General features: G+C 58.6%; 13 protein-coding genes, 2 tRNA genes and 3 rRNA genes. 7 read left to right on the top strand and 11 right to left on the bottom strand.

What is annotated here, in order from left to right; genetic code table 11:
* Positions 1-6: 6 nt before the first annotated feature.
* The 11 genes from recD to aptA form a co-directional block, all read right to left on the bottom strand.
* Positions 7-2106: an exodeoxyribonuclease V subunit alpha gene (recD, locus tag ACYZUM_RS30560; protein ID WP_108181605.1), complete on the bottom strand. Its 2100-nt coding sequence runs from the start codon at positions 2104-2106 to the stop codon at positions 7-9.
* The gene (gene recB / locus ACYZUM_RS30555) at positions 2103-5792 is read right to left on the bottom strand and encodes an exodeoxyribonuclease V subunit beta (RefSeq protein ID WP_108181604.1); all 3690 of its coding nucleotides are present in this window, start codon (positions 5790-5792) and stop codon (positions 2103-2105) included. Before recB ends, recD begins: the two co-directional genes overlap by 4 nt.
* Positions 5789-9241 carry an exodeoxyribonuclease V subunit gamma gene (gene recC, locus ACYZUM_RS30550; RefSeq protein ID WP_108181603.1) on the bottom strand — a complete coding sequence of 1151 codons (3453 nt, stop codon included), beginning with the start codon at positions 9239-9241 and terminating at the stop codon, positions 5789-5791. The genes recB and recC overlap by 4 nt, the downstream gene beginning before the upstream one ends.
* Positions 9242-9394: 153 nt before the next feature.
* Positions 9395-9510, bottom strand: a 5S ribosomal RNA gene (rrf, locus tag ACYZUM_RS30545).
* A 154-nt stretch (positions 9511-9664) separates the two neighbouring features.
* A 23S ribosomal RNA gene (locus ACYZUM_RS30540) occupies positions 9665-12556 on the bottom strand.
* 247 nt (positions 12557-12803) lie between these two features.
* A tRNA-Ala gene (locus tag ACYZUM_RS30535) sits at positions 12804-12879 on the bottom strand.
* A gap of 28 nt (positions 12880-12907) precedes the next feature.
* Positions 12908-12984: transfer RNA gene (locus tag ACYZUM_RS30530), tRNA-Ile, on the bottom strand.
* Between the two features lie 81 nt (positions 12985-13065).
* Positions 13066-14602: ribosomal RNA gene (locus ACYZUM_RS30525) — 16S ribosomal RNA — on the bottom strand.
* Together the 16S, 23S and 5S rRNA genes with 2 tRNA genes alongside form the textbook arrangement of a ribosomal RNA operon.
* Before the next feature lie 293 nt (positions 14603-14895).
* A complete protein-coding gene (locus ACYZUM_RS30520) occupies positions 14896-15066 on the bottom strand; it encodes a hypothetical protein (protein WP_473061219.1) in 171 nt (56 codons plus the stop codon).
* A 166-nt stretch (positions 15067-15232) separates the two neighbouring features.
* The gene (locus ACYZUM_RS30515; protein WP_041067919.1) at positions 15233-16726 is read right to left on the bottom strand and encodes a CoA-acylating methylmalonate-semialdehyde dehydrogenase; all 1494 of its coding nucleotides are present in this window, start codon (positions 16724-16726) and stop codon (positions 15233-15235) included.
* Positions 16727-16802: 76 nt separating this feature from the next.
* A complete protein-coding gene (gene aptA / locus ACYZUM_RS30510; RefSeq protein ID WP_041067922.1) occupies positions 16803-18152 on the bottom strand; it encodes an omega-aminotransferase AptA in 1350 nt (449 codons plus the stop codon).
* A 138-nt stretch (positions 18153-18290) separates the two neighbouring features.
* Between aptA and ACYZUM_RS30505 the strand changes: the two genes are divergently transcribed.
* The 7 genes from ACYZUM_RS30505 to ACYZUM_RS30475 all read left to right on the top strand — a co-directional run bounded on the left by ACYZUM_RS30505 (position 18291) and on the right by ACYZUM_RS30475 (position 26257).
* Positions 18291-19211, top strand: coding sequence for a LysR family transcriptional regulator (locus tag ACYZUM_RS30505; protein WP_108181602.1), 921 nt, complete (start codon positions 18291-18293; stop codon positions 19209-19211).
* 129 nt (positions 19212-19340) lie between these two features.
* The gene (locus ACYZUM_RS30500; protein WP_108181601.1) at positions 19341-20729 is read left to right on the top strand and encodes a uracil-xanthine permease family protein; all 1389 of its coding nucleotides are present in this window, start codon (positions 19341-19343) and stop codon (positions 20727-20729) included.
* 87 nt (positions 20730-20816) lie between these two features.
* A complete protein-coding gene (locus ACYZUM_RS30495) occupies positions 20817-21467 on the top strand; it encodes a TetR/AcrR family transcriptional regulator (RefSeq protein WP_027613646.1) in 651 nt (216 codons plus the stop codon).
* A 7-nt stretch (positions 21468-21474) separates the two neighbouring features.
* A complete protein-coding gene (locus ACYZUM_RS30490; RefSeq protein ID WP_108181600.1) occupies positions 21475-22056 on the top strand; it encodes an IMPACT family protein in 582 nt (193 codons plus the stop codon).
* A gap of 606 nt (positions 22057-22662) precedes the next feature.
* Complete coding sequence (locus ACYZUM_RS30485; protein WP_108181599.1) at positions 22663-24210, top strand: ABC transporter ATP-binding protein; 1548 nt, start codon at positions 22663-22665, stop codon at positions 24208-24210.
* Between the two features lie 14 nt (positions 24211-24224).
* Complete coding sequence (locus tag ACYZUM_RS30480; RefSeq protein ID WP_041067939.1) at positions 24225-25331, top strand: ABC transporter permease; 1107 nt, start codon at positions 24225-24227, stop codon at positions 25329-25331.
* Positions 25331-26257 (top strand): ABC transporter permease, encoded by a 927-nt coding sequence (locus ACYZUM_RS30475; protein ID WP_003221385.1) that lies wholly within the window; start codon positions 25331-25333, stop codon positions 26255-26257. Before ACYZUM_RS30480 ends, ACYZUM_RS30475 begins: the two co-directional genes overlap by 1 nt.
* Positions 26258-26487 lie beyond the last annotated feature (230 nt).

The raw sequence follows: 26487 nt of genomic DNA, 5'->3' as shown, positions 1-26487 counted from the left end.
GTTATTTCATTCCCGAGCCTCTGCGCCTTCCTCCAGTTCCAGCATCAATCCGCTCAGGCGCTTGACCTTGCGCTGCACGGCCTCTTCGAACACTCCAGGCCGGGGTTCGATCAAGGTGAACCAGTGCTTGGCCCGTGTAATCCCGGTGTAGATCAATTCTTTGGTCAGCACCGGATTCAAGGCATCCGGCAGGATCAGCGCGGTGTGGGCGAACTCCGAGCCTTGAGATTTGTGCACGGTCATGGCGTACACCGTTTCAACGTCGTTGAGCCGACTCGGCAGCACGAACCGTACCCCGCCCTGCCCGTCGTTTCGCGGGAAGGCCACGCGCAGTACCGGTCTGCCAGCTTCGGGGCCCTCGCGCTCGGGCAACTTGAGGGCGATGCCGATATCGCCGTTCATCAGTCCCAGACCGTAATCATTGCGGGTCATCAGCACCGGCCGACCTTCGTACCATTGTTGGTCATGCTCGATCAGGCGTGCCTTGAGCAGGGTTTCGGTGATCCGCAGATTCAACCCTTCAACGCCCCAAGGTCCCTTGCGCACGGCACATAACAACTGGAAGGTGTCAAACGCCTGCAGCACCGCCCGCGCCCAGTTGGTCCAGTCTGGATGTTCCAGCGGTCTGCCTGCTGGCGGGCGCTGTTCGCGCAGGATGTTCAGATAGTGGCGATAACCCTGTGGACCGTCGCCATGACCGTCGAGCAACAGGCGCTCCAGTTTGTGATCGTGTTCTCCCTTGAGCGGCAGTGAAAACACATCGTCGTAGTGACCGGCCGCCAGCAACTGGCGCGCCTCATCCGGCAACTGCTGATTGACCCGCAGCGCCAGTTGACCAATGCCGCTACCTTCACCGAAACGCCGGGAATGACGCAGCATCACCAGTTGTTGGGCCAGCGGATGAGAGCCATCGAGGTCTACGTGCAGGTCACTGCCGTGCAATGACTCTCCGCTGACCGACTCCAGCCACTGCCGGGTGTGCGGGTTATACCAGCCTGCCTCGGCATCACGGCAAAGATCGCCGAGTACCGCCCCGGCCTCCACCGAAGCGAGTTGATCCTTGTCGCCGAGCAACACCAGACGCGCATGCTTCGGCAATGCATCGAGCAGGTTAGCCATCATTTCCAGGTCGATCATGGAAGCTTCATCGACCACCAGCACATCCAGCGGCAAGCGGTTGCCGGCATGGTGGCGGAAATGTCGGGTGCCGGGCCGACTGCCCAACAAACGATGGACAGTCGTCACGTCACAAGGGATCTTCTCGCGCACGTCTTCGGTGACCGTCAGCGATTGCACTTGCTGGCTGATGGACTCGGTCAACCGCGCAGCGGCCTTGCCGGTGGGCGCTGCGAGACGAATACGCAACGGTTGACCGGCCTCGACCGCCGGCGCCTGGAGCAGCGCGAGCAAACGCACCACGGTCGTGGTTTTACCGGTTCCCGGGCCGCCGGTGATGATGCTGAACGCACCGCGAGTGGCAAGGGCACAGGCGAGTTTTTGCCAGTCGATCACGGCCCCCGGTGTTGCAGGGCCGAACAACTCATCGAGGCGTTGGGGCAGGTCATCCGGCGGCGTTTCAGGCTGAGCCAGACGTGTCCGTAACGCTGCATCGATACGCCGCTCGTAAGCCCAGTAGCGCCGCAGATAAAGACGCTTGCCGGACAGCACCAACGGCCGCTGCTGCGCCGGGTCGCTGGTGTCCGCTGCCAGTGCAACCAGCGCACTGCTCGCCAGCGCCTTGCACCAATGGGCGCCATCCAGCGTTTCAAGCAACTGCGACGGCAACAGCAAGGCGCCACCCTGTACATCGCCTTCCGGAGGCAGAGAGAGGGCGAAATCCGGGGCCTTGAGGGTTTCGAACACGTCGAGACAGACATGTCCGTGACCCAGTTGATGGCTGGTCAGTGCGGCAGCGAGCAACACCAGAGGATCGGACGCAGGCGCGAGTTCGTGCAGGAAACCGACAAAGGCCTTGTCCAGCGAACGAAGCCAGCCTCGCTCGACCCAGCGCTCAAGCAAGATCAGCAGATCTGCGGCACTGGTCAGTGGCGCCAGGCTCGACGGGTTGTCGATAGCCGATGACAGATCGGCGAAGGTACGGTTCATAACAGGACTCCCTGTTCCCATGCGGGTTCGGCCTTGGGTTCCGGCTTACCCTGGAACAGGCGATCCAGGCGTTCGATCAAGTCCCGTGGCGGCCGCGCAAAGTACACGCCGCGACTGTCTGCCCGGGTTCCCCGCAGGAATACATACAACGCACCACCGACATGCCGGTCGTAATCGTAGTCGGGCAGGCGCGCCTTCAATTGCCGATGCAAGGCCAGCAGATACAGCACGTACTGCAGGTCGTAACGGTTGTCGAGGATCGAGCGCTCCATGGCTTGCTCGGTATAGGCCGTATCGTCGACACCCAACCAGTTGGATTTGTAGTCGGCGACGTAGTAACGGCCCGCGTGCTCGAAGGTCAGGTCGATAAAGCCCTTGAACATGCCGTTGAGCTGTACTGGCTCGGCGGCTACTCGCGCCACACCGTTGTGGGTGTACTGGCGCACCCAATCATCAAGTTTGAGGACATCAACCTTGTGACTGGCAAACCAGAACTCCATTTCAACGCGGTACTGCTTCAGTTGCTCGAGCACGACCGGAGGCTGTCCGCCACCTGCTGGCAGCGGGGACTTGAGCAAGTGCTGCAGCCAGTCACTCAAGGTGACAATCCAGCCCTGCCAGCCGCGCAGATTGCAGCGCCGGCCAATTGCGTCCTTGATCGACTCACTGGAAACGGCAAAGCCTTCATCGCCAGCCCACTCCAGCAAACCATGGAGGAAGGTTCCCGGGTTCGGACCGCGGGGAAAACGATGGATATCGGCGCCACCAACCACAAGCTCTCGCGGCGCATCCGGGTCGAGGCGCTCATCGTCAAACAGCTTTTGCGCTTGCGGACTGTCCGGCGCCTCATCGCTGCCGACACTCAACACGTCACTGATACGCAACGCACTATAGGAGGCGATCCACCAGTTCTCGCTGGCCTTGCGCTTTGGCACCAATGTGGCGCTGAGGATCGCTTCATTGCGCTCGGGCTGGTAGATCTCCTGCGTCGCTTGAGGCAACTCACTCAGACTGATAGCCGCGCAGTTCTGTTGCAGATCCTGCAGCCAACGACTCAGGCCGGTTGACTCATCCAGCCTGGCGCCGCCACCCAGCAGATAGCCAAGCGCCGAAAGATGAAGCACTGAACTGTTGTTATTACCGCGTTTGAGGTCCGTTACACCCAGCCAGCATGCATGTTGCGCACGAGTCAGCGCGACGTAGAGCAGACGCAGGTCCTCGGCCAGACGCTCGTCATCCGCCAGGGCGACCAATTCGGCGGTAGGCTTCAGTGTCACCTGGGCTTTGCCGGAGGCATCGTGGTAATGCAGCGGCAGGCGACTGCCATCCACCGGTTTTGCCGAACAGATGAAAGGCAGGAACACCAACGGATACTCAAGTCCCTTCGACTTGTGGATGGTCACCACCTTGACCAGTTGCTCGTCGCTCTCCAGACGTAATATCTGTTCTTCACCGGCCTGACCGGACAGTGCCAGCAACTCGGCCAGATGACGAATCAGCGCTTGCTCGCCATCGAGTTCCGCCGCGGCCTGCTGCATCAGTTCCGACAGGTGCAGAAGGTTGGTCAGCACTCGTTCGCCGTCACTGCGAGCGATCAGGGTCTGCGGTAAATGGAAGTCGTGCAGCAAGCGTCGCAACATCGGCAGCACACCCTGCTTGCGCCACAGTTCGCGATAACCACGAAACTGCATGACTCGGGCTTCCCAGATCAACTCGTCTTGATTCAAGCGCTCAAGTTCAGCCAGCGGCAGATTGAGGGTGATGCAGGCCAGCGCGGCCTTCAGTGAGCGCTCGACATCCGGCTCGGCGCAGGCCTTGAGCCAGGACAGCAGGTCGTGCGCTTCCTGGGCGGCAAACACCGAGTCCTTGTCAGAAAGGTAAACGCTACGCACGCCACGGGCCGCGAGTTCTGTGCGTACGGCTTGGGCCTCTTTGCCGTCACGTACCAGAATCGCGATATCGGAGGGCCGCAAACCGCGGAAGGCTTCTGCGTCCCGGACAAATCCCGCCGCGCCGGCTTGCCCGCCGTTGAGCAATGCGGTGATTTCGCTGGCACAGGCCGCCGCCAACCGCTGGCGATAGACCGCCCCTGACAGCGGCTGGTCCGTCGACAGGTGCCAGACATTCAGTGCCGTGACATCCTCGCCGGCAATCTGCAGCCGCTCTTTGCGTCCTTGCGAATCAACGGGCTGGAACGGCACCGGGTTTTCCCCGGTTTTTTCCCGAAATAAAAACGCGCCGCGTCCCTGCTCACGGGACTCGGCGCGTTCGAATACATGATTGACCGCATTGACCATGCCATGGCTGGAGCGGAAGTTGGTGCCCAGCGTATGCAGACGGCCGGTGGTGGCCTGACGCGCGCGCAGGTAGGTATAGATATCGGCGCCACGGAACGCGTAGATCGCCTGCTTGGGGTCGCCGATCAGGAACAGGCCGGTGTCCGGACTGTTATCTTCGATGCGATAGATGCTTTCGAAGATCCGGTATTGCACCGGATCGGTGTCCTGAAACTCATCGATCAGTGCCACCGGAAACTGCTCGCGGATTACCGCAGCAAGGCGCTCGCCGCTGTCGGATTGCAACGCCGAATCCAGGCGCAACAGCATGTCATCGAAGCCCATTTCCGCACGACGACGCTTCTCTTCTTCAAAACGCGCGCCCACCCATCTCGCCGCGTGCTGCAAGACAGCGGCATCCGGGGTGGGCAGCGCGTCGAGGCTCGCCTTGAGCCCCGGCATCGCGTCGAGCCCCGGATGACTCGGTGCCTGCCCCTTCCAGGCTTCAGCCATTCCGTCAGGGGTCAGTCGGGTGAAACCGGTGCCGATGTCCAGTTGCTCCATCGACTCGTCTTGCGCCCAGGCCTTGAGTTTCTCAAACCAGGGCTCGAAGTAACGAGCCTGCATCTTGCGTCCGTCAACGGCTTTGCTCGCGACGCCCTCGTGACAGATCAGCAGCAGCTCATCCGCCCACTGACGCCATGGCATCTTCAGCTCGAGCAACGCGGCACGTCGCTCCTGCAGGCACTCGTCGATCAGCTCTGCGGGAGCCTTTCCGTCATCACTTTCACGCTCACTGCCAAACAGACCGCGCACCCTTGGCAACAACGCGGCCGGACCACCCCAGTGGGTACGAACCCAGTTCAGCGCATCGCCCTGCATCGGATAACAGAACAGTCGCCAGTAATCGCGCAGCACTTCGCCGAGCAGGTCGCTGTGATCGGTCTCCAGGGATTGCGTAAACAAGCTGCCGCTGTCGAATGCATGTTCGCGCAACATGCGCTGGCACCAACTGTGGATGGTGGAGACGGCCGCTTCGTCCATCCATTGCGCGGCGATGTCCAGACGATTGGCGCATCCGGGCCATTGCGCCGGGTCAAATTGCTCACGCAATTCGGCAATCAGGGCATCCGGCGCAGGGGTTTCTTCACGGAAAAACCGCGCGGCCTCGGCCAGACGTGTACGAATTCTTTCACGCAGTTCCTTGGTGGCGGCATCAGTGAACGTCACCACAAGAATCTGCGGGGGCAGCAGCTCACGGCCGAAACCGCTCGCTTCGCCGCCGTGCCCAAGGATCAGCCGCAGATAAAGCGCCGAGATAGTAAAGGTCTTGCCGGTGCCGGCACTGGCCTCGATAAGTTGACTGCCGTGCAGCGGGAAGGCCAGTGCCAAAGGCGTCTTGGTACTCATGCGCGCGCCCCTTCGCTGATCAGTGAACGCCAAGGCGCTTCATACAGAGGGCGATACAACGCGTCGCACCAACCGGAGAATGTTTCATCCGCTAGCAATGCATCAAAATCTGCGAATTGACGGGACAACGCAGGGTTCTCTCGGCGCTCGCCTTCAGTGGTCTGGCCGTCACCTTCATAGGCCTTGCGGGCAGCTGCCTCGGCTTTGAGCGGATCAGTCTGCGCAAGCCAGGCGAAGGCTGTCTTGACCGCGATCGGCAGTGGCTGGCGCATGCCGGCCTGCCAGGCGAGCAGAAGATCGCCAAGGAACCGAGCGGCACGATCCTTCTCCATCGGCTCGAGCAACAGCGTATCGTCACTCGCCACCAACGCCGTGCTCATCATGAGTCCGCTGGCGCAGGCCACCAGGTGGTTGACCCAGGGCTTGATCAAGCGATGCCATTTCCGACTTTTGATCGAACCGATGCTGTTGGGAATGGCCGTGACGGACAACACGCCACCGTCAGCACGCTGATGCAAACCGGCGAGCCAGCCTTCAATACGCACACCCTGCAACTCGAGATTGACCGGCAGCGCACTGGTCAACGGAGTCGGCCATAACGCCAGAAGTTGTTGGTAACGCTGCAGCAGGTCCGGTAACGGCTCGATCAACTCTCGTTGCAGGCATTCGCCGAAACCGGCCATGGGCAGCAACCCGCTGTTTTGCAAACGACGCGCCTGATCTTCGAGCGCATGATCGACATTATCGGGCTGCCGGAGCGCGGCCTCGAGCAGGCTCTCGCTCAGTGTGTAACGTTGCAATGCGTCCAGCACGAACGGTTCTTCGTCAGCCAGGGGCGCCTCGGCGGCTTCAAAGTACACTTTGAGTCGCTGCGTGAAAAAGTGCCGGACCGGATTGCGCAGGAAATCCTGCAGAAGGGCCAGACTCAGCGGCTCCTCCTGAACATGGGGCGCGAGTAGTTCCGCCTCGCGGTGTGGCTCATGCATCTGGTGCAAAACCTGCCATTCACGGGCATAACTGAATAGTTGGTCGCCTTCATGGAAATAGCGCGAGCTGAACGGTTGCAGGGGATGCTCCTCGGTCATGGCGTGCAACAATTCCTGGTGCTCATCGAGCGACCGCCAGCCACTGGCAAGATGATCGCGCAACTGGCCGATCAGCACGGAAGCAGGCCGTTCACTATTGTCTCGAATACTGCGTCCGACCCAACTGATGTACAGCTGATTTCGCGCAGACAGCAGCGCCTCGAGCAACAGATAGCGATCATCCTCACGTCGGGAACGGTCCCCAGGCCGGTAATCGCTGCCCATGAGGTCAAAATCAAGTGGAGGTTGCGCCCGGGGATAATCGCCATCGTTCATCCCCAGCAAACAGACGAGCTTGAACGGGATCGCACGCATGGGCATCAGTGTGCAAAAATTTACTGCACCGGCCAAAAAGCGCTGGGACAGACGCCCTTGATCCAGCCCCGCGAGCCAGGCTTCCCGAACCACCGTCAGCGGCAACTCATCTACCAACCCCACCGATTCGCAGGTCTGCAGCCAGGTCTCGCGCAGCTCCTCAAGTTGCGTGAGCAGATAATCGTCGTGCTCATTACTGGCCTTGAAGAATAGTTGCATCAGAATCTGCAGCCGCAGGCCCCACACCTTGGGCTGAGCGGCCTCATTGAGCTCGTGATGGGCCAGCTCCAAGGCATCGAGCAGGGCAACCAGCGGCCCGATCAACGCAGCATCCAGACCGCCGATTTCATCGTAAGGCTCGATACCTGCACAGGCGTTGGAGCTGCCTACGGCGTATCCAAGCAACATCCGTCGCAGGCCGAAATGCCAGCTGTTTTGCTCAAGCTCATCTGGCAAGCCCAGTCCGGCACGTTGTTCAGCGTTCATTCCCCAGCGCACACCTGCGCCTTCGATCCAGCGATGCAGCGTAGGTAAGTCGCGTTCCTGAACGCCAAAGCGGGCGCGCAATGCAGGAACGTCGAGCAGGTCGAGGATCTCGCTTACCGGGAAACGACTGTCCGGCAGCTTGAGCAGGTGCTCGACGGCGATCAGCAACGGATCGCGACCGCGTTGGCCCTGGTCGGCCAAGGTAAATGGAATGAAGCGTGGATCATGCCGATCCAGTTGCCCGAACACCGCCCGAATATGGGGCGCATAGCTATCGATGTCCGGAACCATCACGATTACATCGCGCGGGCGTAGATGGGGATTGGCACTGAAGCGGGCGAGTAACTGGTCGTGAAGGATTTCCACCTCACGCTGAGCACTGTGGGCTATATGAAAGCGGATCGACTCATCCTGCGTCAGATCGACGGCAGGCCAGTGCTCACGCGTTTCATTGAGCGGCCGCAATTCGAGGATGTCGTCCTGAAGTTGATTGAGCAGGTTCTGTGGCTGCGTCTCGCTGAACAGGTCGATGCGCCCGTCACGGAATGCCGCGCGATAGCTATTGGGGTCATCGTAGCTGTCCAGCAAGTTGATGTAGTCGCGCCCCTGCTTGCCCCAGGCTGCGAGCAACGGATGCGCGTGTTGGTGCAGCGCTTCCGGATCGAGCACGACCGGCATGCCGGTCTTGCGGCTTTGTCGCTTGTATTGATGGCGCAGCAGATCCTTGTCGGCAACGATATCGGCCCAGTGGTGTCGGCAAGGGTTGTGCACACACAGCAGCACCTGACTGAAACGTGCAAGTCCGGCCAATGCTTCGAGCACCTGGGCCGGCAACGAAGATATGCCAAACACGATCACCCGCGAGGGTAGCCCCGCAGGTGCGTTTTCAAGGGCATTTATGCGCTCGACAAAGCGCTGATGAACACCTGCCCGGCTCTGCGCCATGCCCTGCTCACCGACATCTTCCAGCAGAGCACGCCACAATTCAGCCTGCCAGCAACTGACCGGGGGCAGTGGCTTCACTTCACCTCGAACATTGCGCATCTGGTGCCGGCCTTCGGCCCAGTCCTCGAGCCAATCAGCCCGATACACTTGGTACTGGTCAAAGAGATCTGCCAGACGCTCTGACAGTTGGTAGCGCTTGCGTAAATCCGTGTCGTGCGTGAGGAACCTTTGTAGTGGCTCAAAATGGGGGCGATCAATAACCTGCGGCAGCAAGCGCATCAGTCGCCAGGTCAATGGGGCTTTGTCGAGCAGGGAGTTGACGGGAATTTCGTCTCGGCCCAACACCATACGGTAAAGCTGCCACATGAAACTGCCAGGCAATTGCACATCTATGGCCGCAGCTATTCCGCATCCCCCGAGGTCGTCGTCCTCAGGGTCTTCCGCCAAAGCCAGTTTGAGCCATTGGGCGATACCGTTGCTCTGCACCAGAGCGATTTCGTTCTCCAAGGGTGCCAATGGATAGCGCCGCATGACGCTAACCACCAGGCTGCGCAGTTCGTCCAGGCTATTGCTCTGGACCACCATGAATGCAGCATTGAGGGACTGGGCGTCCGGCATAAAAGCTTCCTTGGAAAAGTACAAAGCCAGGGCAGAACCTTAGCACTGTCGGCAGGCTGTGACAGCCGGAAGGGCATACCGCGTTCCGTAGGAACTTTCCTGCGGACAAAACAAAACCCCAACTGCTTTCGCAATTGGGGTTTCGGAATTTAATCTTGACGATGACCTACTCTCACATGGGGAAACCCCACACTACCATCGGCGATGCATCGTTTCACTTCTGAGTTCGGGATGGGATCAGGTGGTTCCAACGCTCTATGGTCGTCAAGAAATTCGGGTACTGACTCGTGACCAACTGGCCTCGCTTCAGCAAATCGGGTATGTGATACAGGTGCTTTGTGAGCTGCGCGAACTTTCGGTTCATTGCGTCTTCACACACCGCAATCTGGTCTCTTTCGAGCATTCAGATTGCTTGGGTGTTATATGGTCAAGCCTCACGGGCAATTAGTATTGGTTAGCTCAACGCCTCACAGCGCTTACACACCCAACCTATCAACGTCGTAGTCTTCGACGGCCCTTCAGGGAACTCAAGGTTCCAGTGAGATCTCATCTTGAGGCAAGTTTCCCGCTTAGATGCTTTCAGCGGTTATCTTTCCCGAACATAGCTACCCGGCAATGCCACTGGCGTGACAACCGGAACACCAGAGGTTCGTCCACTCCGGTCCTCTCGTACTAGGAGCAGCCCCTCTCAAATCTCAAACGTCCACGGCAGATAGGGACCGAACTGTCTCACGACGTTCTAAACCCAGCTCGCGTACCACTTTAAATGGCGAACAGCCATACCCTTGGGACCGGCTTCAGCCCCAGGATGTGATGAGCCGACATCGAGGTGCCAAACACCGCCGTCGATATGAACTCTTGGGCGGTATCAGCCTGTTATCCCCGGAGTACCTTTTATCCGTTGAGCGATGGCCCTTCCATACAGAACCACCGGATCACTAAGACCTACTTTCGTACCTGCTCGACGTGTCTGTCTCGCAGTCAAGCGCGCTTTTGCCTTTATACTCTACGACCGATTTCCGACCGGTCTGAGCGCACCTTCGTACTCCTCCGTTACTCTTTAGGAGGAGACCGCCCCAGTCAAACTACCCACCATACACTGTCCTCGATCCGGATAACGGACCTGAGTTAGAACCTCAAAGTTGCCAGGGTGGTATTTCAAGGATGGCTCCACGCGAACTGGCGTCCACGCTTCAAAGCCTCCCACCTATCCTACACAAGCAAATTCAAAGTCCAGTGCAAAGCTATAGTAAAGGTTCACGGGGTCTTTCCGTCTAGCCGCGGATACACTGCATCTTCACAGCGATTTCAATTTCACTGAGTCTCGGGTGGAGACAGCGCCGCCATCGTTACGCCATTCGTGCAGGTCGGAACTTACCCGACAAGGAATTTCGCTACCTTAGGACCGTTATAGTTACGGCCGCCGTTTACCGGGGCTTCGATCAAGAGCTTCGCGTTAGCTAACCCCATCAATTAACCTTCCGGCACCGGGCAGGCGTCACACCCTATACGTCCACTTTCGTGTTTGCAGAGTGCTGTGTTTTTAATAAACAGTCGCAGCGGCCTGGTATCTTCGACCGGCATGAGCTTACGGAGCAAGTCCTTCACCCTCACCGGCGCACCTTCTCCCGAAGTTACGGTGCCATTTTGCCTAGTTCCTTCACCCGAGTTCTCTCAAGCGCCTTGGTATTCTCTACCCAACCACCTGTGTCGGTTTGGGGTACGGTTCCTGGTTATCTGAAGCTTAGAAGCTTTTCTTGGAAGCATGGCATCAACCACTTCGTCACCTGAAAGGTAACTCGTCATCAGCTCTCGGCCTTAAGATCCCGGATTTACCTAAGATCTCAGCCTACCACCTTAAACTTGGACAACCAACGCCAAGCTGGCCTAGCCTTCTCCGTCCCTCCATCGCAATAACCAGAAGTACAGGAATATTAACCTGTTTTCCATCGACTACGCTTTTCAGCCTCGCCTTAGGGACCGACTAACCCTGCGTCGATTAACGTTGCGCAGGAAACCTTGGTCTTTCGGCGTGGGTGTTTTTCACACCCATTGTCGTTACTCATGTCAGCATTCGCACTTCTGATACCTCCAGCAAGCTTCTCAACTCACCTTCACAGGCTTACAGAACGCTCCTCTACCGCATCACTTGCGTGATACCCGTAGCTTCGGTGTATGGTTTGAGCCCCGTTACATCTTCCGCGCAGGCCGACTCGACTAGTGAGCTATTACGCTTTCTTTAAAGGGTGGCTGCTTCTAAGCCAACCTCCTAGCTGTCTAAGCCTTCCCACATCGTTTCCCACTTAACCATAACTTTGGGACCTTAGCTGACGGTCTGGGTTGTTTCCCTTTTCACGACGGACGTTAGCACCCGCCGTGTGTCTCCCATGCTCGGCACTTGTAGGTATTCGGAGTTTGCATCGGTTTGGTAAGTCGGGATGACCCCCTAGCCGAAACAGTGCTCTACCCCCTACAGTGATACATGAGGCGCTACCTAAATAGCTTTCGAGGAGAACCAGCTATCTCCGAGCTTGATTAGCCTTTCACTCCGATCCACAGGTCATCCGCTAACTTTTCAACGGTAGTCGGTTCGGTCCTCCAGTCAGTGTTACCTAACCTTCAACCTGCCCATGGATAGATCGCCCGGTTTCGGGTCTATTCCCAGCGACTAGACGCCCTATTAAGACTCGCTTTCGCTACGCCTCCCCTATTCGGTTAAGCTCGCCACTGAAAATAAGTCGCTGACCCATTATACAAAAGGTACGCAGTCACAGAACAAAGTCTGCTCCCACTGCTTGTACGCATACGGTTTCAGGATCTATTTCACTCCCCTCTCCGGGGTTCTTTTCGCCTTTCCCTCACGGTACTAGTTCACTATCGGTCAGTCAGTAGTATTTAGCCTTGGAGGATGGTCCCCCCATATTCAGACAAAGTTTCTCGTGCTCCGTCCTACTCGATTTCATGACTAAGAGACTTTCGCGTACAGGGCTATCACCCACTATGGCCGCACTTTCCAGAGCGTTCCGCTAATCTCAAAGCCACTTAAGGGCTAGTCCCCGTTCGCTCGCCACTACTAAGGGAATCTCGGTTGATTTCTTTTCCTCAGGGTACTTAGATGTTTCAGTTCCCCTGGTTCGCCTCTTGCACCTATGTATTCAGTACAAGATAACCATCTTATGATGGCTGGGTTCCCCCATTCAGACATCTCCGGATCAAAGTCTGTTTGCCGACTCCCCGAAGCTTTTCGCAGGCTACCACGTCTTTCATCGCCTCTGACTGCCAAGGCATCCACCGTATGCGCTTCTTCACTTGACCATATAACCCCAAGCAATCTGGTTATACTGTGAAGACGACATTCGCCGAAAATTCGCAAAACTCTTAAGAGTCACTCACAAATTTTACCTTAGCCTGATCCGTTACCAGTGAAAGTAACGTTCAGTCTATCTTTCTATCACATACCCAAATTTTTAAAGAACGATCTAATCAAAAGACTAGAAATCAGCATTCACCATCACAGCGATGGAATGCTCATTTCTAAGCTTTCAAACTTCAGAAGCAGTGGTGGTGGAGCCAAGCGGGATCGAACCGCTGACCTCCTGCGTGCAAGGCAGGCGCTCTCCCAGCTGAGCTATGGCCCCGTATTTCTACAGGTTTCCCACACAAAATTGGTGGGTCTGGGCAGATTCGAACTGCCGACCTCACCCTTATCAGGGGTGCGCTCTAACCAACTGAGCTACAGACCCAATTTCGGGCTGCTTCTATCGTCTTCTTCAATGAATCAAGCAATTCGTGTGGGAACTTATGGAGCAGCTGATGTCGTCGATTAAGGAGGTGATCCAGCCGCAGGTTCCCCTACGGCTACCTTGTTACGACTTCACCCCAGTCATGAATCACACCGTGGTAACCGTCCTCCCGAAGGTTAGACTAGCTACTTCTGGTGCAACCCACTCCCATGGTGTGACGGGCGGTGTGTACAAGGCCCGGGAACGTATTCACCGCGACATTCTGATTCGCGATTACTAGCGATTCCGACTTCACGCAGTCGAGTTGCAGACTGCGATCCGGACTACGATCGGTTTTGTGGGATTAGCTCCACCTCGCGGCTTGGCAACCCTCTGTACCGACCATTGTAGCACGTGTGTAGCCCAGGCCGTAAGGGCCATGATGACTTGACGTCATCCCCACCTTCCTCCGGTTTGTCACCGGCAGTCTCCTTAGAGTGCCCACCATAACGTGCTGGTAACTAAGGACAAGGGTTGCGCTCGTTACGGGACTTAACCCAACATCTCACGACACGAGCTGACGACAGCCATGCAGCACCTGTCTCAATGTTCCCGAAGGCACCAATCCATCTCTGGAAAGTTCATTGGATGTCAAGGCCTGGTAAGGTTCTTCGCGTTGCTTCGAATTAAACCACATGCTCCACCGCTTGTGCGGGCCCCCGTCAATTCATTTGAGTTTTAACCTTGCGGCCGTACTCCCCAGGCGGTCAACTTAATGCGTTAGCTGCGCCACTAAGAGCTCAAGGCTCCCAACGGCTAGTTGACATCGTTTACGGCGTGGACTACCAGGGTATCTAATCCTGTTTGCTCCCCACGCTTTCGCACCTCAGTGTCAGTATTAGTCCAGGTGGTCGCCTTCGCCACTGGTGTTCCTTCCTATATCTACGCATTTCACCGCTACACAGGAAATTCCACCACCCTCTACCATACTCTAGCTTGCCAGTTTTGGATGCAGTTCCCAGGTTGAGCCCGGGGATTTCACATCCAACTTAACAAACCACCTACGCGCGCTTTACGCCCAGTAATTCCGATTAACGCTTGCACCCTCTGTATTACCGCGGCTGCTGGCACAGAGTTAGCCGGTGCTTATTCTGTCGGTAACGTCAAAATTGCAGAGTATTAATCTACAACCCTTCCTCCCAACTTAAAGTGCTTTACAATCCGAAGACCTTCTTCACACACGCGGCATGGCTGGATCAGGCTTTCGCCCATTGTCCAATATTCCCCACTGCTGCCTCCCGTAGGAGTCTGGACCGTGTCTCAGTTCCAGTGTGACTGATCATCCTCTCAGACCAGTTACGGATCGTCGCCTTGGTGAGCCATTACCTCACCAACTAGCTAATCCGACCTAGGCTCATCTGATAGCGCAAGGCCCGAAGGTCCCCTGCTTTCTCCCGTAGGACGTATGCGGTATTAGCGTTCCTTTCGAAACGTTGTCCCCCACTACCAGGCAGATTCCTAGGCATTACTCACCCGTCCGCCGCTGAATCCAGGAGCAAGCTCCTTTCATCCGCTCGACTTGCATGTGTTAGGCCTGCCGCCAGCGTTCAATCTGAGCCATGATCAAACTCTTCAGTTCAAACATCTTTGGGTTTTTAAGAAACCCTAAACTTGGCTCAGCAATCGTTGGTTACATCTTTGATTTCTCGCGGAGTAACTTGTGATGCTGATAATCTTGTTGACTATCAGTCTGACTCCACAAGCACCCACACGAATTGCTTGATTCAGTTGTTAAAGAGCGGTTGGTTAAGATCTTTCGTCTCAACCGAGGCGCGCATTCTACAGCAGCCTCATTTGCTGTCAAGTGATTATTTTCAGAAGTTTTCGAAGAATTCTTCAACAACTTCAACCACTTGCGCTTCCGATCTCTCGTTAGCGGGAGGCGAATTCTACAGCGTTACACGCTGCTGTCAACACCTCTCTTTCACCGCTTTCGACCGAGAAGATCGAACCGTCAAAAGAGCCAAACATCACCGCTCTTTTCAACTCCTTCCAGGCCTCGATGAACTGAAGCCGCCCACTGTCGAAAACCGCGTAACTCATTGAATCTCAAGGAGTTTTCCGTTTCGACTGCGCCGGAAGTGGGGCGAATTATAGACCTCCAGAATCTGCCGTCAACAGCTTTTTTCACATTTCTGTCATATCGGTCAAAAAGCCTCGAAAACACGAAGGCCGACCTCTAGAGGTCGGCCTTCGTCATGCCTTCTACTTACAAGCTAGGGAAAGCGAATTGCGAAGCCTCATGGCTCGCACGCTGCGGCCAGCGCTGGGTGATGGCCTTGCGACGGGTATAGAAGCGCACACCATCCGGGCCATAGGCATGCAGGTCGCCGAACAGCGAACGCTTCCAGCCACCGAAGCTGTGGTAAGCCACCGGTACCGGCAGTGGTACGTTGACGCCGACCATGCCGACTTCAATCTCGTCACAGAACAGACGCGCCGCTTCACCGTCACGGGTGAAGATGCAGGTGCCATTACCGTATTCGTGATCGTTGATCAGCTTCATCGCCTCTTCCAGGCTGTTCACGCGAACCACGCACAACACCGGCCCGAAGATCTCCTCCTTATAGATGCGCATTTCAGGGGTGACGTTGTCGAACAGGCAGCCGCCGAGGAAGAAGCCCTCTTCGTTACCTGGAATGCTCAAGCCGCGACCATCGACCACCAGGGTCGCGCCCGCTGCTACGCCGTCATCGACATAACCGCTGACCTTGTCCCGCGCCTGACCGGTTACCAGTGGTCCCATGTCCAGCCCACACGAAGTGCCGGCACCGATTTTCAGCGCCTTGATCTGTGGAACCAGTTTCGCAACCAGTGCATCCGCCACCTGATCGCCGACACACACCGCGACCGAAATCGCCATGCAGCGCTCACCGCACGAACCGTAAGCCGCGCCCATCAATGCGCTGACTGCATTGTCCAGGTCCGCATCCGGCATCAACACCGCATGGTTCTTCGCCCCGCCCAGTGCCTGAACGCGTTTGCCGCGCTTGGTACCTTCGGCGTAGATGTATTCGGCAATTGGCGTCGAGCCAACAAAGCTCAGCGCTTTGACTTCCGGCGCTTCAATCAGCGCGTCCACTGCAGTCTTGTCGCCATGCACCACGCTCAGCACGCCTTTCGGCAAACCGGCTTCCAGCAGCAGTTGGGCGATCAGCAGCGTCGAGCTCGGGTCACGCTCGGATGGTTTGAGAATGAAGCAGTTACCGCAGACGATCGCCAACGGGTACATCCACAGCGGCACCATCGCCGGGAAGTTGAACGGCGTGATACCGGCCACCACACCCAGTGGCTGGAAGTCCGACCAGGCGTCGATGTTCGGGCCGACGTTGCGGCTGTACTCGCCCTTGAGGATTTCCGGCGCGGCGCAGGCGAACTCGACGTTCTCGATACCACGCTTCAGTTCACCGGCGGCGTCTTCGAGGGTCTTGCCGTGTTCTTCGCTGATCAATTGCGAGATGCGCGCTTCGTTCTGCTCCAGCAATTGCTTGAAGCGGAACATCACCTGGGCACGTTTGGCCGGCGGGGTGTTGCGCCATGCCGGGAACGCGGCCTTGGCGGCGTCGATCGCGTGTTGAATGGTTTCGCGGGTGGCCAGCGGCAGCTTGTGGATTGCCTGACCGGTGGACGGGTTGAACACATCAACCGCGCGACCGTTCTCGGTCACCAGTTCGCCATTGATCAAATGCGGGATAACGCTCATCGAAAACTCCTGAACTCTTGTGTACAGACGCCCGCATGGGGCGCCTGTTATTCGCAGGTATATATAGAGGGAAAAATCAGTCGAGCTTGTTCAGCACTTCGCCAACCGCATCGAACAGACGATCGAGGTCTTGCGGCTTGCTGTTGAAGGTTGGGCCGAACTGCAGGGTGTCGCCGCCGAAGCGCACGTAGAACCCGGCTTTCCACAGGGCCATGCCGGCTTCGAACGGACGCACAATGGCGTCGCCGTCGCGGGCGGCAATCTGGATCGCACCGGCCAGGCCGTAGTTACGGATATCGATGACGTTCTTCGAACCTTTCAGGCCGTGCAAGGCATTTTCGAAATGCGGCGCGACTTCGGCCACGCTCTGCACCAGGTTTTCCTTTTGCAGCAGATCGAGTGCCGCCAGGCCAGCGGCGCACGCCACCGGATGCGCCGAGTAGGTGTAGCCGTGGGGGAATTCCACCGCATATTCCGGCGTCGGCTGATTCATGAAGGTCTGGTAGATCTCGGAGCTGGCAATCACCGCGCCCATCGGGATCGCGCCGTTGGTGACTTGCTTGGCGATACACATCAGGTCCGGGGTCACGCCAAAGCTCTCGGCGCCAAACATCGATCCGGTGCGGCCGAAACCGGTGATCACTTCGTCGAACACCAGCAGGATGTTGTGTTGATCGCAGATCTCGCGCAGACGCTTCAGGTAACCCTGCGGTGGAACCAGTACGCCAGCGGAACCGGCCATTGGCTCAACGAAGACCGCCGCGATGTTCGAAGCGTCGTGCAGTTCGATCAACTTCAGCAGCTCATCGGCCAGAGCGATGCCGCCCTGCTCCGGCATGCCACGGGAGAATGCGTTGCTGGCCAGCAACGTGTGCGGCAGGTGATCGACGTCCATCATCGCCTGGCCGAACAGTTTGCGGTTGCCGTTGACGCCGCCGAGGCTGGTGCCGGCGATGTTCACGCCGTGATAACCGCGGGCACGGCCGATCATTTTGGTCTTGGTCGACTGACCTTTCAGACGCCAGTAGGCACGGACCATTTTCACCGCGGTGTCGGCACACTCGGAGCCGGAGTCGGTGAAGAACACGTGGTTCAGATTGCCCGGGGTCAGATCAGTGATTTTTTCCGCCAGTTGGAATGACAGCGGATGGCCGTACTGGAAGCCCGGCGAGTAATCGAGGGTGCCCAGTTGCTTGGCGACCGCTTCCTGAATTTCCTTGCGGGTGTGCCCGGCGCCGCAGGTCCACAGACCGGACAGCGAATCGTAGATCTTGCGGCCCTTGTCATCGAACAGCCAGCTGCCCTCGGCACCAACGATCAGACGCGGATCGCGCTGGAAGTTGCGGTTGGCGGTGTACGGCATCCAGTGCGCGTCCAGCTTCAGTTGGCTGGCCAGTGGCGACGGCGCGTTTTCAGGCATGTTCATCGGGCAAAACCTCGCAGGGCACAAGCATCAGGGAGATAAAAAGCGTTGTTGCAGCTAAATTGCCACGGCGATAAAGTCGGTGAAATCCAACTTTTCTAACCTTCAGTTAGAAGCCTGCTAAACAATGAGAACAACAGCATGAGCAGTCGTCGCCCCGATCCGCTGGCCCAGGTCAGTGATTTTGATATTCGCCTGCTGCGGATTTTCCGCAGTGTGGTGGAGTGCGGCGGCTTCTCGGCGGCGGAAACAGTGCTCGGCATCGGGCGCTCGGCGATCAGCCAGCAGATGAGCGATCTGGAACAGCGCCTCGGCCTGCGCTTGTGTCAGCGTGGCCGCGCCGGATTCTCGTTGACCGAAGAAGGCCGCGAGGTTTATCAATCGGCGCTGCAACTATTAAGTGCGCTGGAAAGTTTCCGCACCGAGGTCAACGGATTGCACCAGCACCTGCGCGGCGAACTGATCATCGGCCTCACCGACAACCTCGTCACCCTGCCCCACATGCGCATCACCCATGCCCTCGCCCAGTTGAAGGAACGTGGGCCGGACGTGCAGATCCAGATCCGCATGATCGCGCCCAATGAAGTCGAACAAGGCGTGCTCGACGGCCGCCTGCATGTCGGCGTGGTGCCGCAGGCCAGTGCACTGTCGGGGCTGGAATATCAGCCGTTGTACAGCGAGCGCTCGCTGCTTTATTGCGCAGTGGGTCATCCGCTGTTTTATGTCGATGACAAGCAACTGGATGACGAACGCCTGAACAGTCAGGACGCGATTGCGCCGACGTTCCGTTTGCCGGCGGAAATTCAGGCGCATTACCAGGCACTCAACTGCACCGCCAGCGCTTCCGACCGTGAGGGCATGGCGTTTCTGATTCTGACCGGGCGTTATATCGGTTATCTGCCGGATCACTACGCCAGTCTGTGGGTGCAGCAAGGGCGCTTGCGTCCGCTGAAATCGACGACGCGTTTTTATGACTTGAGCCTCGCATCGGTCACGCGCAAGGGGCGGCGCCCTCATTTGGTGCTCGAGAGCTTTCTGGAGAGCCTGGCGGCGACGCGTTGAAAGCAAGATCAACAGATCGCAGCCTCCGGCAACTCCTACATTTGGCAATCGCAATCCCTGAAAGCTGAGCAAGTGGACAGGTTTTTGCAGTGAAGGGTGAACTCGATCCCTGAACAAGAAGCCAAACCCATGCAGCCAGATTCTGAACCGTCCAGCGAACTGATCTACGGCCTCGATGACCGCCCAAAACCACCGGCAGCTATCCTCGCCGCCCTGCAACACGTGCTCGCCAGTTTCGTCGGCATCATCACCCCGCCGCTGGTGATCGGCTCGGCTCTCGGCTTGACCGCGCACTTGCCGTATCTCATCAGTATGGCGTTGATGGTTTCCGGGGTCGGCACCTTTATTCAAGCGCGGCGGCCGTTCGGCATCGGCGCCGGGATGATCTGTTTGCAGGGCACCAGTTTTGCCTTTCTCGGCGCGGTGCTGTCGGCCGGGTTTCTGGTCAAGCAGCGTGGCGGCAGCCCGGAGGACATTCTGGCGATGATCTTCGGCGTGTGCTTTTTCGGCGCCGTGGTGCAGATCGTCCTCAGCCGTTTCATCGGTCAATTGCGCCGGGTCGTCACGCCGCTGGTGACCGGGATCGTCATTACTCTGATCGGCATCAGCCTGATCAAGGTCGGCATTACCGATCTGGGCGGTGGTTTCAATGCGCCGGACTTCGGTGCACCGGGCAATCTCGCGCTGGGGGTGTTCGTGTTGCTGACGATCATCCTGCTCAACCGCTCGAACACGCCGTGGGTGCGGCTGTCGGCAATCATCATCGGACTGCTGCTGGGCAGTCTGGCCGCGTGGTTCAGCGGGAAACTGGTCCCGCAGGCATTGCCTGACTTGCCGCTGGTGAGTCTTCCTGCACCGTTCAAGTTCGGATTCAGCTTCGACTGGACGGCGTTCCTGCCGGTCGCGCTGATTTATCTGATCAGCACCATCGAAACCGTCGGAGACCTCACGGCCAATTGCATGCTCGCCCGTCAGGCGATCAGCGGCCCTTCTTATATAAGCCGTTTGCGCGGCGGCGTACTCGGTGACGGCGTCAGCTGCATGATCGCCGCCACCTTCAGCGCCTTCCCCAACACCACGTTTGCGCAGAACAACGGCGTGATCCAGTTGACCGGCGTCGCCAGCCGCTACGTCGGTTTATACATAGGTGCGATCCTGTTTTGTCTCGGCCTGTTCCCCATGATCGGCGCGGTGCTGCAGCAGATCCCGAAACCGGTGCTCGGTGGCGCCACCCTGGTGATGTTCGGCAGCGTCGCCGCAGCCGGGGTGCGGATTCTCGCGCAGTCGCCGCTGGACCGCCGCAGCATGCTGATCATCGCCACCTCGCTCGGCGTCGGCCTGGGCATTGCCGCGCAACCGAACCTGCTGCACCTGTTGCCGAAACTGGTGCAGAACCTGTTCGACTCGGCAATTACCAGCGGTGGCCTGACCGCGATCATCCTCTGCCTGTTGCTGCCGGAGGCGAAAACCTCGACCGTCGAATCCGGCGCATCGTTGAACAAGATCGAACAGGCGTAACGGTTTTATTGCATCAGGACTTGTCGGATGCCTGTGGGTGCGTTATCAACGCAACTGGTTGCACCCACAGACAAACCGGAAGTGCCTATGACCTTTGAAGTCCCAGCCCATGGCGGCAAACCCGCCAGCCGCATTCGTCAGAAGAACGAAGAGACCATCCTCAAAGCCGCCGAAGACGAGTTCGCCCGTCACGGGTACAAAGGCACCAGCATGAACACCATTGCGCAGAATGCCGGGCTGCCCAAGGCAAACCTGCATTACTACTTCACCAACAAGCTTGGGTTGTACGTGGCGGTGCTGAGCAACATCATCGAGCTGTGGGACAGCACCTTCAATACCCTGACCGCCGAGGACGATCCCGCCGAAGCGCTGACCCGCTACATTCGCGCCAAGATGGAATTCTCCCGCCGTCAGCCGCAGGCCTCGCGCATCTTTGCGATGGAAGTGATCAGCGGCGGCGAGTGCCTGACCGAGTATTTCAACCAGGATTACCGCGCCTGGTTCCAGGGTCGCGCGGCCGTGTTTCAGGCGTGGATCGATGCCGGAAAGATGGACCCGGTGGACCCGGTGCACCTGATTTTCCTGCTGTGGGGCAGCACCCAGCATTACGCCGACTTCGCCACGCAGATCTGCCGCGTCAGCGGTCGCAGCAAACTGACCAAGCAGGACATGGAAGACGCCGGCAACAACCTGATCCGCATCATTCTCAAAGGCTGCGGCCTCACCCCGACTATTTAAGACGTTTATGCCTTTCACCCTCAGCGGTTTTTGCGAGTACCGCGAAGAGATTCGCAAAAGCCGCTTCATCACCTTCGCCGCGCCGATCGCCAGCCCCGCCGACGCGCAGGCGTTCTTCGAACAGCACAGCGACCTGAATGCCTCGCATAACTGCTGGGCGTGGAAACTCGGGGCGCAATACCGCAGCAACGACGATGGCGAACCCGGCGGCACTGCCGGACGGCCGATTCTGGCAGCCATCGAGGCGCAGGATTGCGATCAGGTCGCGGTGCTGGTGATCCGCTGGTACGGCGGCATTCAACTGGGCACCGGCGGTTTGGCCCGGGCCTATGGCGGCGGCGCCAACAAGTGCCTGCAGAACGCGGAAAAAATCGAGTTGATCAGCCGTGTGCCGCTGCGCTGTGCCTGCGGCTTTGCCGAGCTGGCGCTGGTGAAGCTGCGGGTGGCGGACCTGGGTGGGTTGGTCGTCGAAGAAAACTTCACCGCCAATGGTGTTGAATTGCAGTTGGCGGTGGGTGAGGCGCAGATCGATTTGCTGCAAACGCAATTGGCGGATTTGAGCCGTGGGCGGATTGTGCTGCAGCGTTAGATGAGCAAAAGATCGCAGCCTTCGGCAGCTCCTGCACAGGACTTTGCGTTTCCCCTGTGGGAGCTGCCGAAGGCTGCGATCTTTTAGGGCATCGACGGATTTCTTTATTCCAGCAACTTGCCCACATCTGCTGTGCACCCGACTGTGGATAACCTGAGCACATCTGGCTGTAACCCTTCTGTCACGTGGCTTTGCGCGATTTGCTCACTTTTCGTCCACTCCACCTGAAAAAAGATTAATCCCGCGTAAAAACAAATAGTTAGCGCTGTTTATCACCAATGGAAGATAGCACCGCTGCGCTTATGCCAAGGATTCCCAATTGCACACAAATACTGTGGAGCAACCTGTGGATAACCCGTTCATGGCTGGCGCAGTCGCAGGGTCTGCATAGGCCCCACGCATTTGCTCGTTTTTTGATCAGTTGCCTACGGGCAAAACTGGAGCCTGATCAACGGCTTTGCTCTCAATTGGTGCCGCACCTCCCGAACATTTGCCCTTCGACGCTCTACGGCAGCCGTTGCCGTACGAGAGCCGCCAAGGTTCCTGACTCAATGGCCAGGAAATTGCTTTATCCACAGGCATAACTCCAAGCCAGTCGAGCCTGTCATGCCAAGCCCAGATTCAACACCGCGCCTGCAACTGCGCCAGATCAGCAAACGCTACCCCGGTTGTCTGGCCAATGACGCCATCGACCTGAGCATCGCGCCCGGAGAAATCCACGCCCTGCTCGGTGAGAACGGCGCGGGCAAAAGCACGCTGATGAAGATCATTTACGGCGTGACCCAGGCCGATGCCGGCGAAATGCTCTGGCAAGGTCAGCGGGTGAATATTCGTAATCCGGCGCAGGCCCGGCAGTTGGGGATCGGCATGGTGTTCCAGCATTTCTCGCTGTTCGAAACCCTCAGCGTCGCGCAGAACATTGCCTTGGCGATGGGCGCCAGGGCCGGCACGCCGAAACAACTGGAGCCGACAATTGCCGAAGTGTCGCGCCGCTACGGCATGGCGCTGGAGCCGGAGCGACTTGTCCACAGCCTGTCGATCGGCGAGCGGCAACGGGTGGAGATCATTCGTTGCCTGATGCAGGACATTCGCTTGCTGATTCTCGACGAGCCGACGTCGGTGCTGACGCCGCAAGAGGCCGAGGAATTGTTCATCACCCTGCGCCGTCTCGCCGCCGAGGGCTGCAGCATACTGTTTATCAGCCACAAACTCGCGGAAGTGCGCGCGCTGTGCCATAGCGCCACGGTTTTGCGCGGCGGGCGGGTCGCCGGGCATTGCGAGCCGGCCGAATGCTCGGATCAGCAGTTGGCGCAAATGATGGTCGGCGAAGCGGCGGCACTGATCGGCGAATATCCGAAGGTCAGCGGTGGCGCGGCGTACTTGCAGGTCAACGGCTTGAGCTGGCACAACCCCGATCCGTTCGGCTGCTCGTTGAGCGACATCAGCCTGCAAGTACGCAGCGGCGAAATCGTCGGTATCGCCGGGGTCGCGGGCAATGGCCAGGATGAATTGCTGGCGCTGCTCAGCGGTGAGCAAACCCTGTCCCGCGACAGCGCGACATCGATCTGTTTTGCCGGGCAAGCGGTCGCCGCTTTGCGCCCGGATGCGCGGCGCCAACTCGGACTGGCGTTCGTCCCGGCAGAACGCCTGGGCCATGGCGCGGTGCCGGAATTGAGCCTGGCCGACAACACCTTGCTCACGGCCTTTCAACAGGGGCTGGTGAGCAACGGTTTGATCGAGCGCAGTAAAGTCGAAGCCCTCGCCCAACAGATCATTCAGCGCTTCGGGGTGAAAACCCCGGGCACTCACGCGGCCGCGCGCAGCCTGTCCGGCGGCAATCTGCAGAAATTTATCCTCGGCCGGGAAATCCTCCAGCAACCGAAACTGCTGATCGCCGCGCACCCGACCTGGGGCGTGGACGTTGGCGCAGCGGCGACCATTCACCGCGCGCTGATTGCCCTGCGCGATGCCGGCGCGGCGATCCTGGTGATTTCCGAAGACCTCGACGAACTGTTCCAGATCAGCGACCGCCTCGGCGCCCTGTGCGCGGGGCGTCTGTCACCGCTGCGAAACACCACCGACACCCTGCTGAGTGACGTCGGCGGCTGGATGGCCGGGCAATTCAACGACGCGCCTTCATCGGCCACGCTTTGACGGAGTTTCCCCCTATGTTGCTTTCCCTCGAACCCCGTGGCCAGCAATCGCGCCTGATGCTGTGGTGCTCGCCGTTGCTGGCGGCGCTGCTGACATTGGGTTGCGGCTCGCTGCTGTTCATCGCTCTCGGCCATGACCCGCTGCAAACCCTGCACACGCTGTTGATCGCGCCGATCAGCGACCTGTATGGCGTCTCCGAATGGTTGGTCAAGGCGCTGCCGATTCTGCTTTGCGCACTCGGTCTGGCCGTGGCGTATCAAGCGCGAATCTGGAACATCGGCGCTGAAGGTCAGTTGCTGTTCGGCGCGCTCGCCGGCAGTGCGCTGGCGGTGAACATCATCGATATGCAAAGCCATTGGGCACTGGTGCTGATCCTGCTCACCGGCACTTTCGCCGGTGCCGCCTGGGCCGGGTTGACGGCGTGGTTGCGCACGCGCTTCAACGCCAACGAAATCCTCACCAGCATCATGCTCAACTACATCGCACTGAACCTGTTGCTGTTCTGCGTGCACGGGCCGCTGAAGGATCCGGCCGGCTACAACTTTCCCGAGTCGGCGATGTTCGGCGACGCCAGTCGCCTGCCGCTGCTGATGGAGGATGGTCGGGTGCATGCCGGGGTGTATTTCGCCTTGCTCGCGCTGGTCGCGGTGTGGGTGTTGTTGCAGAAAAGTTTCGTCGGTTTTCAGATCAAAGTGCTCGGTCTGGATAAACGTGCGGCGGGGTTTGTCGGTTTTCGCGAGAAACGCCTGATCTGGCTCGCGCTGTTGATCAGCGGCGGTTTGGCCGGGCTGGCCGGGGTCTGCGAAGTGACCGGGCCGATTGGGCAATTGGTGCCGCAAGTCTCGCCCGGCTATGGATATGCAGCAATCACCGTGGCGTTTCTCGGCCGGCTGAATCCGATCGGGATTCTGTTCTCAAGCCTGCTGATGGCGCTGCTGTACATCGGCGGCGAAAGCGCGCAGATGACCCTCAACCTGCCGCAAGCCATCACCCAATTGTTTCAGGGAATGATGCTGTTTTTCCTGCTGGCCTGCGACGTGCTGATTCTCTATCGGCCACGCCTGAAACTGCGCTGGGCACGGCGCACCTCGACCACCGCCGTAACCGCCGGAGCGCTGTGATGGATATCGATCTGCTGAGCAATATTTTCTACGCCATGGTGCGCTGCGGCACGCCACTGCTGTTGGTGGCACTGGGTGAGTTGATCTGCGAGAAGAGCGGCGTGCTCAATCTCGGCCAGGAAGGAATGATGCTGTTTGGCGCGGTGATCGGTTTTATCGTCGCCCTCAACAGCGGCAACCTGTGGCTCGGCGTGTTGTTGGCGATGCTTGCGGGGATGCTGCTGTCGTCACTGTTTGCCTTGGTGGCGCTGGTGTTCAATGCCAATCAGGTGGCGACCGGGCTGGCACTGACGATCTTCGGCGTGGGCCTGTCGACCTTCGTTGGCGCAGCATGGGTCGGCAAGCCACTGGCGGGATTCGAACCGTTGGCGATTCCGTACTTGAGTGAGATTCCGCTGATCGGCCGCATGCTGTTTGCCCAGGATCTGCTGGTGTATCTGTCATTCGCGCTGTTTGCGCTGGTGGCGTGGGTGATCATCAAAAGCCGTGTCGGCTTGATCATTCAGGCAGTCGGCGAGAACCCGGACGCGGCCAGTGCAATGGGCCTGCCGGTGCTGACCGTGCGCACCCTGGCGGTGCTGTTCGGCGGGGCGATGGCCGGTCTGGCCGGGGCGTATCTGTCGCTGGCTTACACGCCGATGTGGGCCGAGAACATGACCGCCGGACGCGGCTGGATCGCCTTGGCGCTGGTGGTGTTTGCCAGTTGGCGGGTGTGGCGGCTGTTGCTCGGGGCTTACCTGTTCGGACTCGCCAGCATCCTGCACCTGGTGGCGCAGGGGTTGGGGCTGGCGATTCCGTCGAGTCTGCTGGCGATGCTGCCGTATGTGGCGACGATTGTGGTGTTGGTGCTGTTGTCGCGCGATGCGGTGCGGACTCGGTTGTATGCGCCGGTGTCGTTGGGGCAGCCGTGGCAGGCCGGGCATTAAAGCGGTGATGTCACTGGCCTCATCGCTGGCAAGCCAGCTCCCACAGTGGCGGTGTTGTAGACATGATGTGCGAACATCGCTGAGCGGCCTGCGAATTTGAGAAGCAAGCATGCTAAAGCCTGGAGTATGCTCCGGGGTCAACAGCTCTTTTGAGAGCCGGTTCGATGTGCTGCGACGAGCGTTGCAACAACGACTCGGTCAGGCGTGTCCATTGAATCCGTGAACCGTAA

The sequence above is a fragment of the Pseudomonas sp. m6p genome, from assembly GCF_055760375.1.
This window is presented reverse-complemented; position numbering and strand designations above follow the sequence as displayed.

Coding starts and splice junctions, on each gene's coding strand:
- recB (WP_108181604.1), bottom strand. CDS start 5,792: ATGAGTACCAAGACGCCTTTGGCACTGGCCTTCCCGCTGCACGGCAGT.
- ACYZUM_RS30490 (WP_108181600.1), top strand. CDS start 21,475: ATGCCTTTCACCCTCAGCGGTTTTTGCGAGTACCGCGAAGAGATTCGC.
- ACYZUM_RS30485 (WP_108181599.1), top strand. CDS start 22,663: ATGCCAAGCCCAGATTCAACACCGCGCCTGCAACTGCGCCAGATCAGC.
- ACYZUM_RS30505 (WP_108181602.1), top strand. CDS start 18,291: ATGAGCAGTCGTCGCCCCGATCCGCTGGCCCAGGTCAGTGATTTTGAT.
- ACYZUM_RS30495 (WP_027613646.1), top strand. CDS start 20,817: ATGACCTTTGAAGTCCCAGCCCATGGCGGCAAACCCGCCAGCCGCATT.
- ACYZUM_RS30520 (WP_473061219.1), bottom strand. CDS start 15,066: ATGAGTTACGCGGTTTTCGACAGTGGGCGGCTTCAGTTCATCGAGGCC.
- recD (WP_108181605.1), bottom strand. CDS start 2,106: ATGAACCGTACCTTCGCCGATCTGTCATCGGCTATCGACAACCCGTCG.
- ACYZUM_RS30515 (WP_041067919.1), bottom strand. CDS start 16,726: ATGAGCGTTATCCCGCATTTGATCAATGGCGAACTGGTGACCGAGAAC.
- ACYZUM_RS30480 (WP_041067939.1), top strand. CDS start 24,225: ATGTTGCTTTCCCTCGAACCCCGTGGCCAGCAATCGCGCCTGATGCTG.
- aptA (WP_041067922.1), bottom strand. CDS start 18,152: ATGAACATGCCTGAAAACGCGCCGTCGCCACTGGCCAGCCAACTGAAG.
- recC (WP_108181603.1), bottom strand. CDS start 9,241: ATGCCGGACGCCCAGTCCCTCAATGCTGCATTCATGGTGGTCCAGAGC.
- ACYZUM_RS30475 (WP_003221385.1), top strand. CDS start 25,331: ATGGATATCGATCTGCTGAGCAATATTTTCTACGCCATGGTGCGCTGC.
- ACYZUM_RS30500 (WP_108181601.1), top strand. CDS start 19,341: ATGCAGCCAGATTCTGAACCGTCCAGCGAACTGATCTACGGCCTCGAT.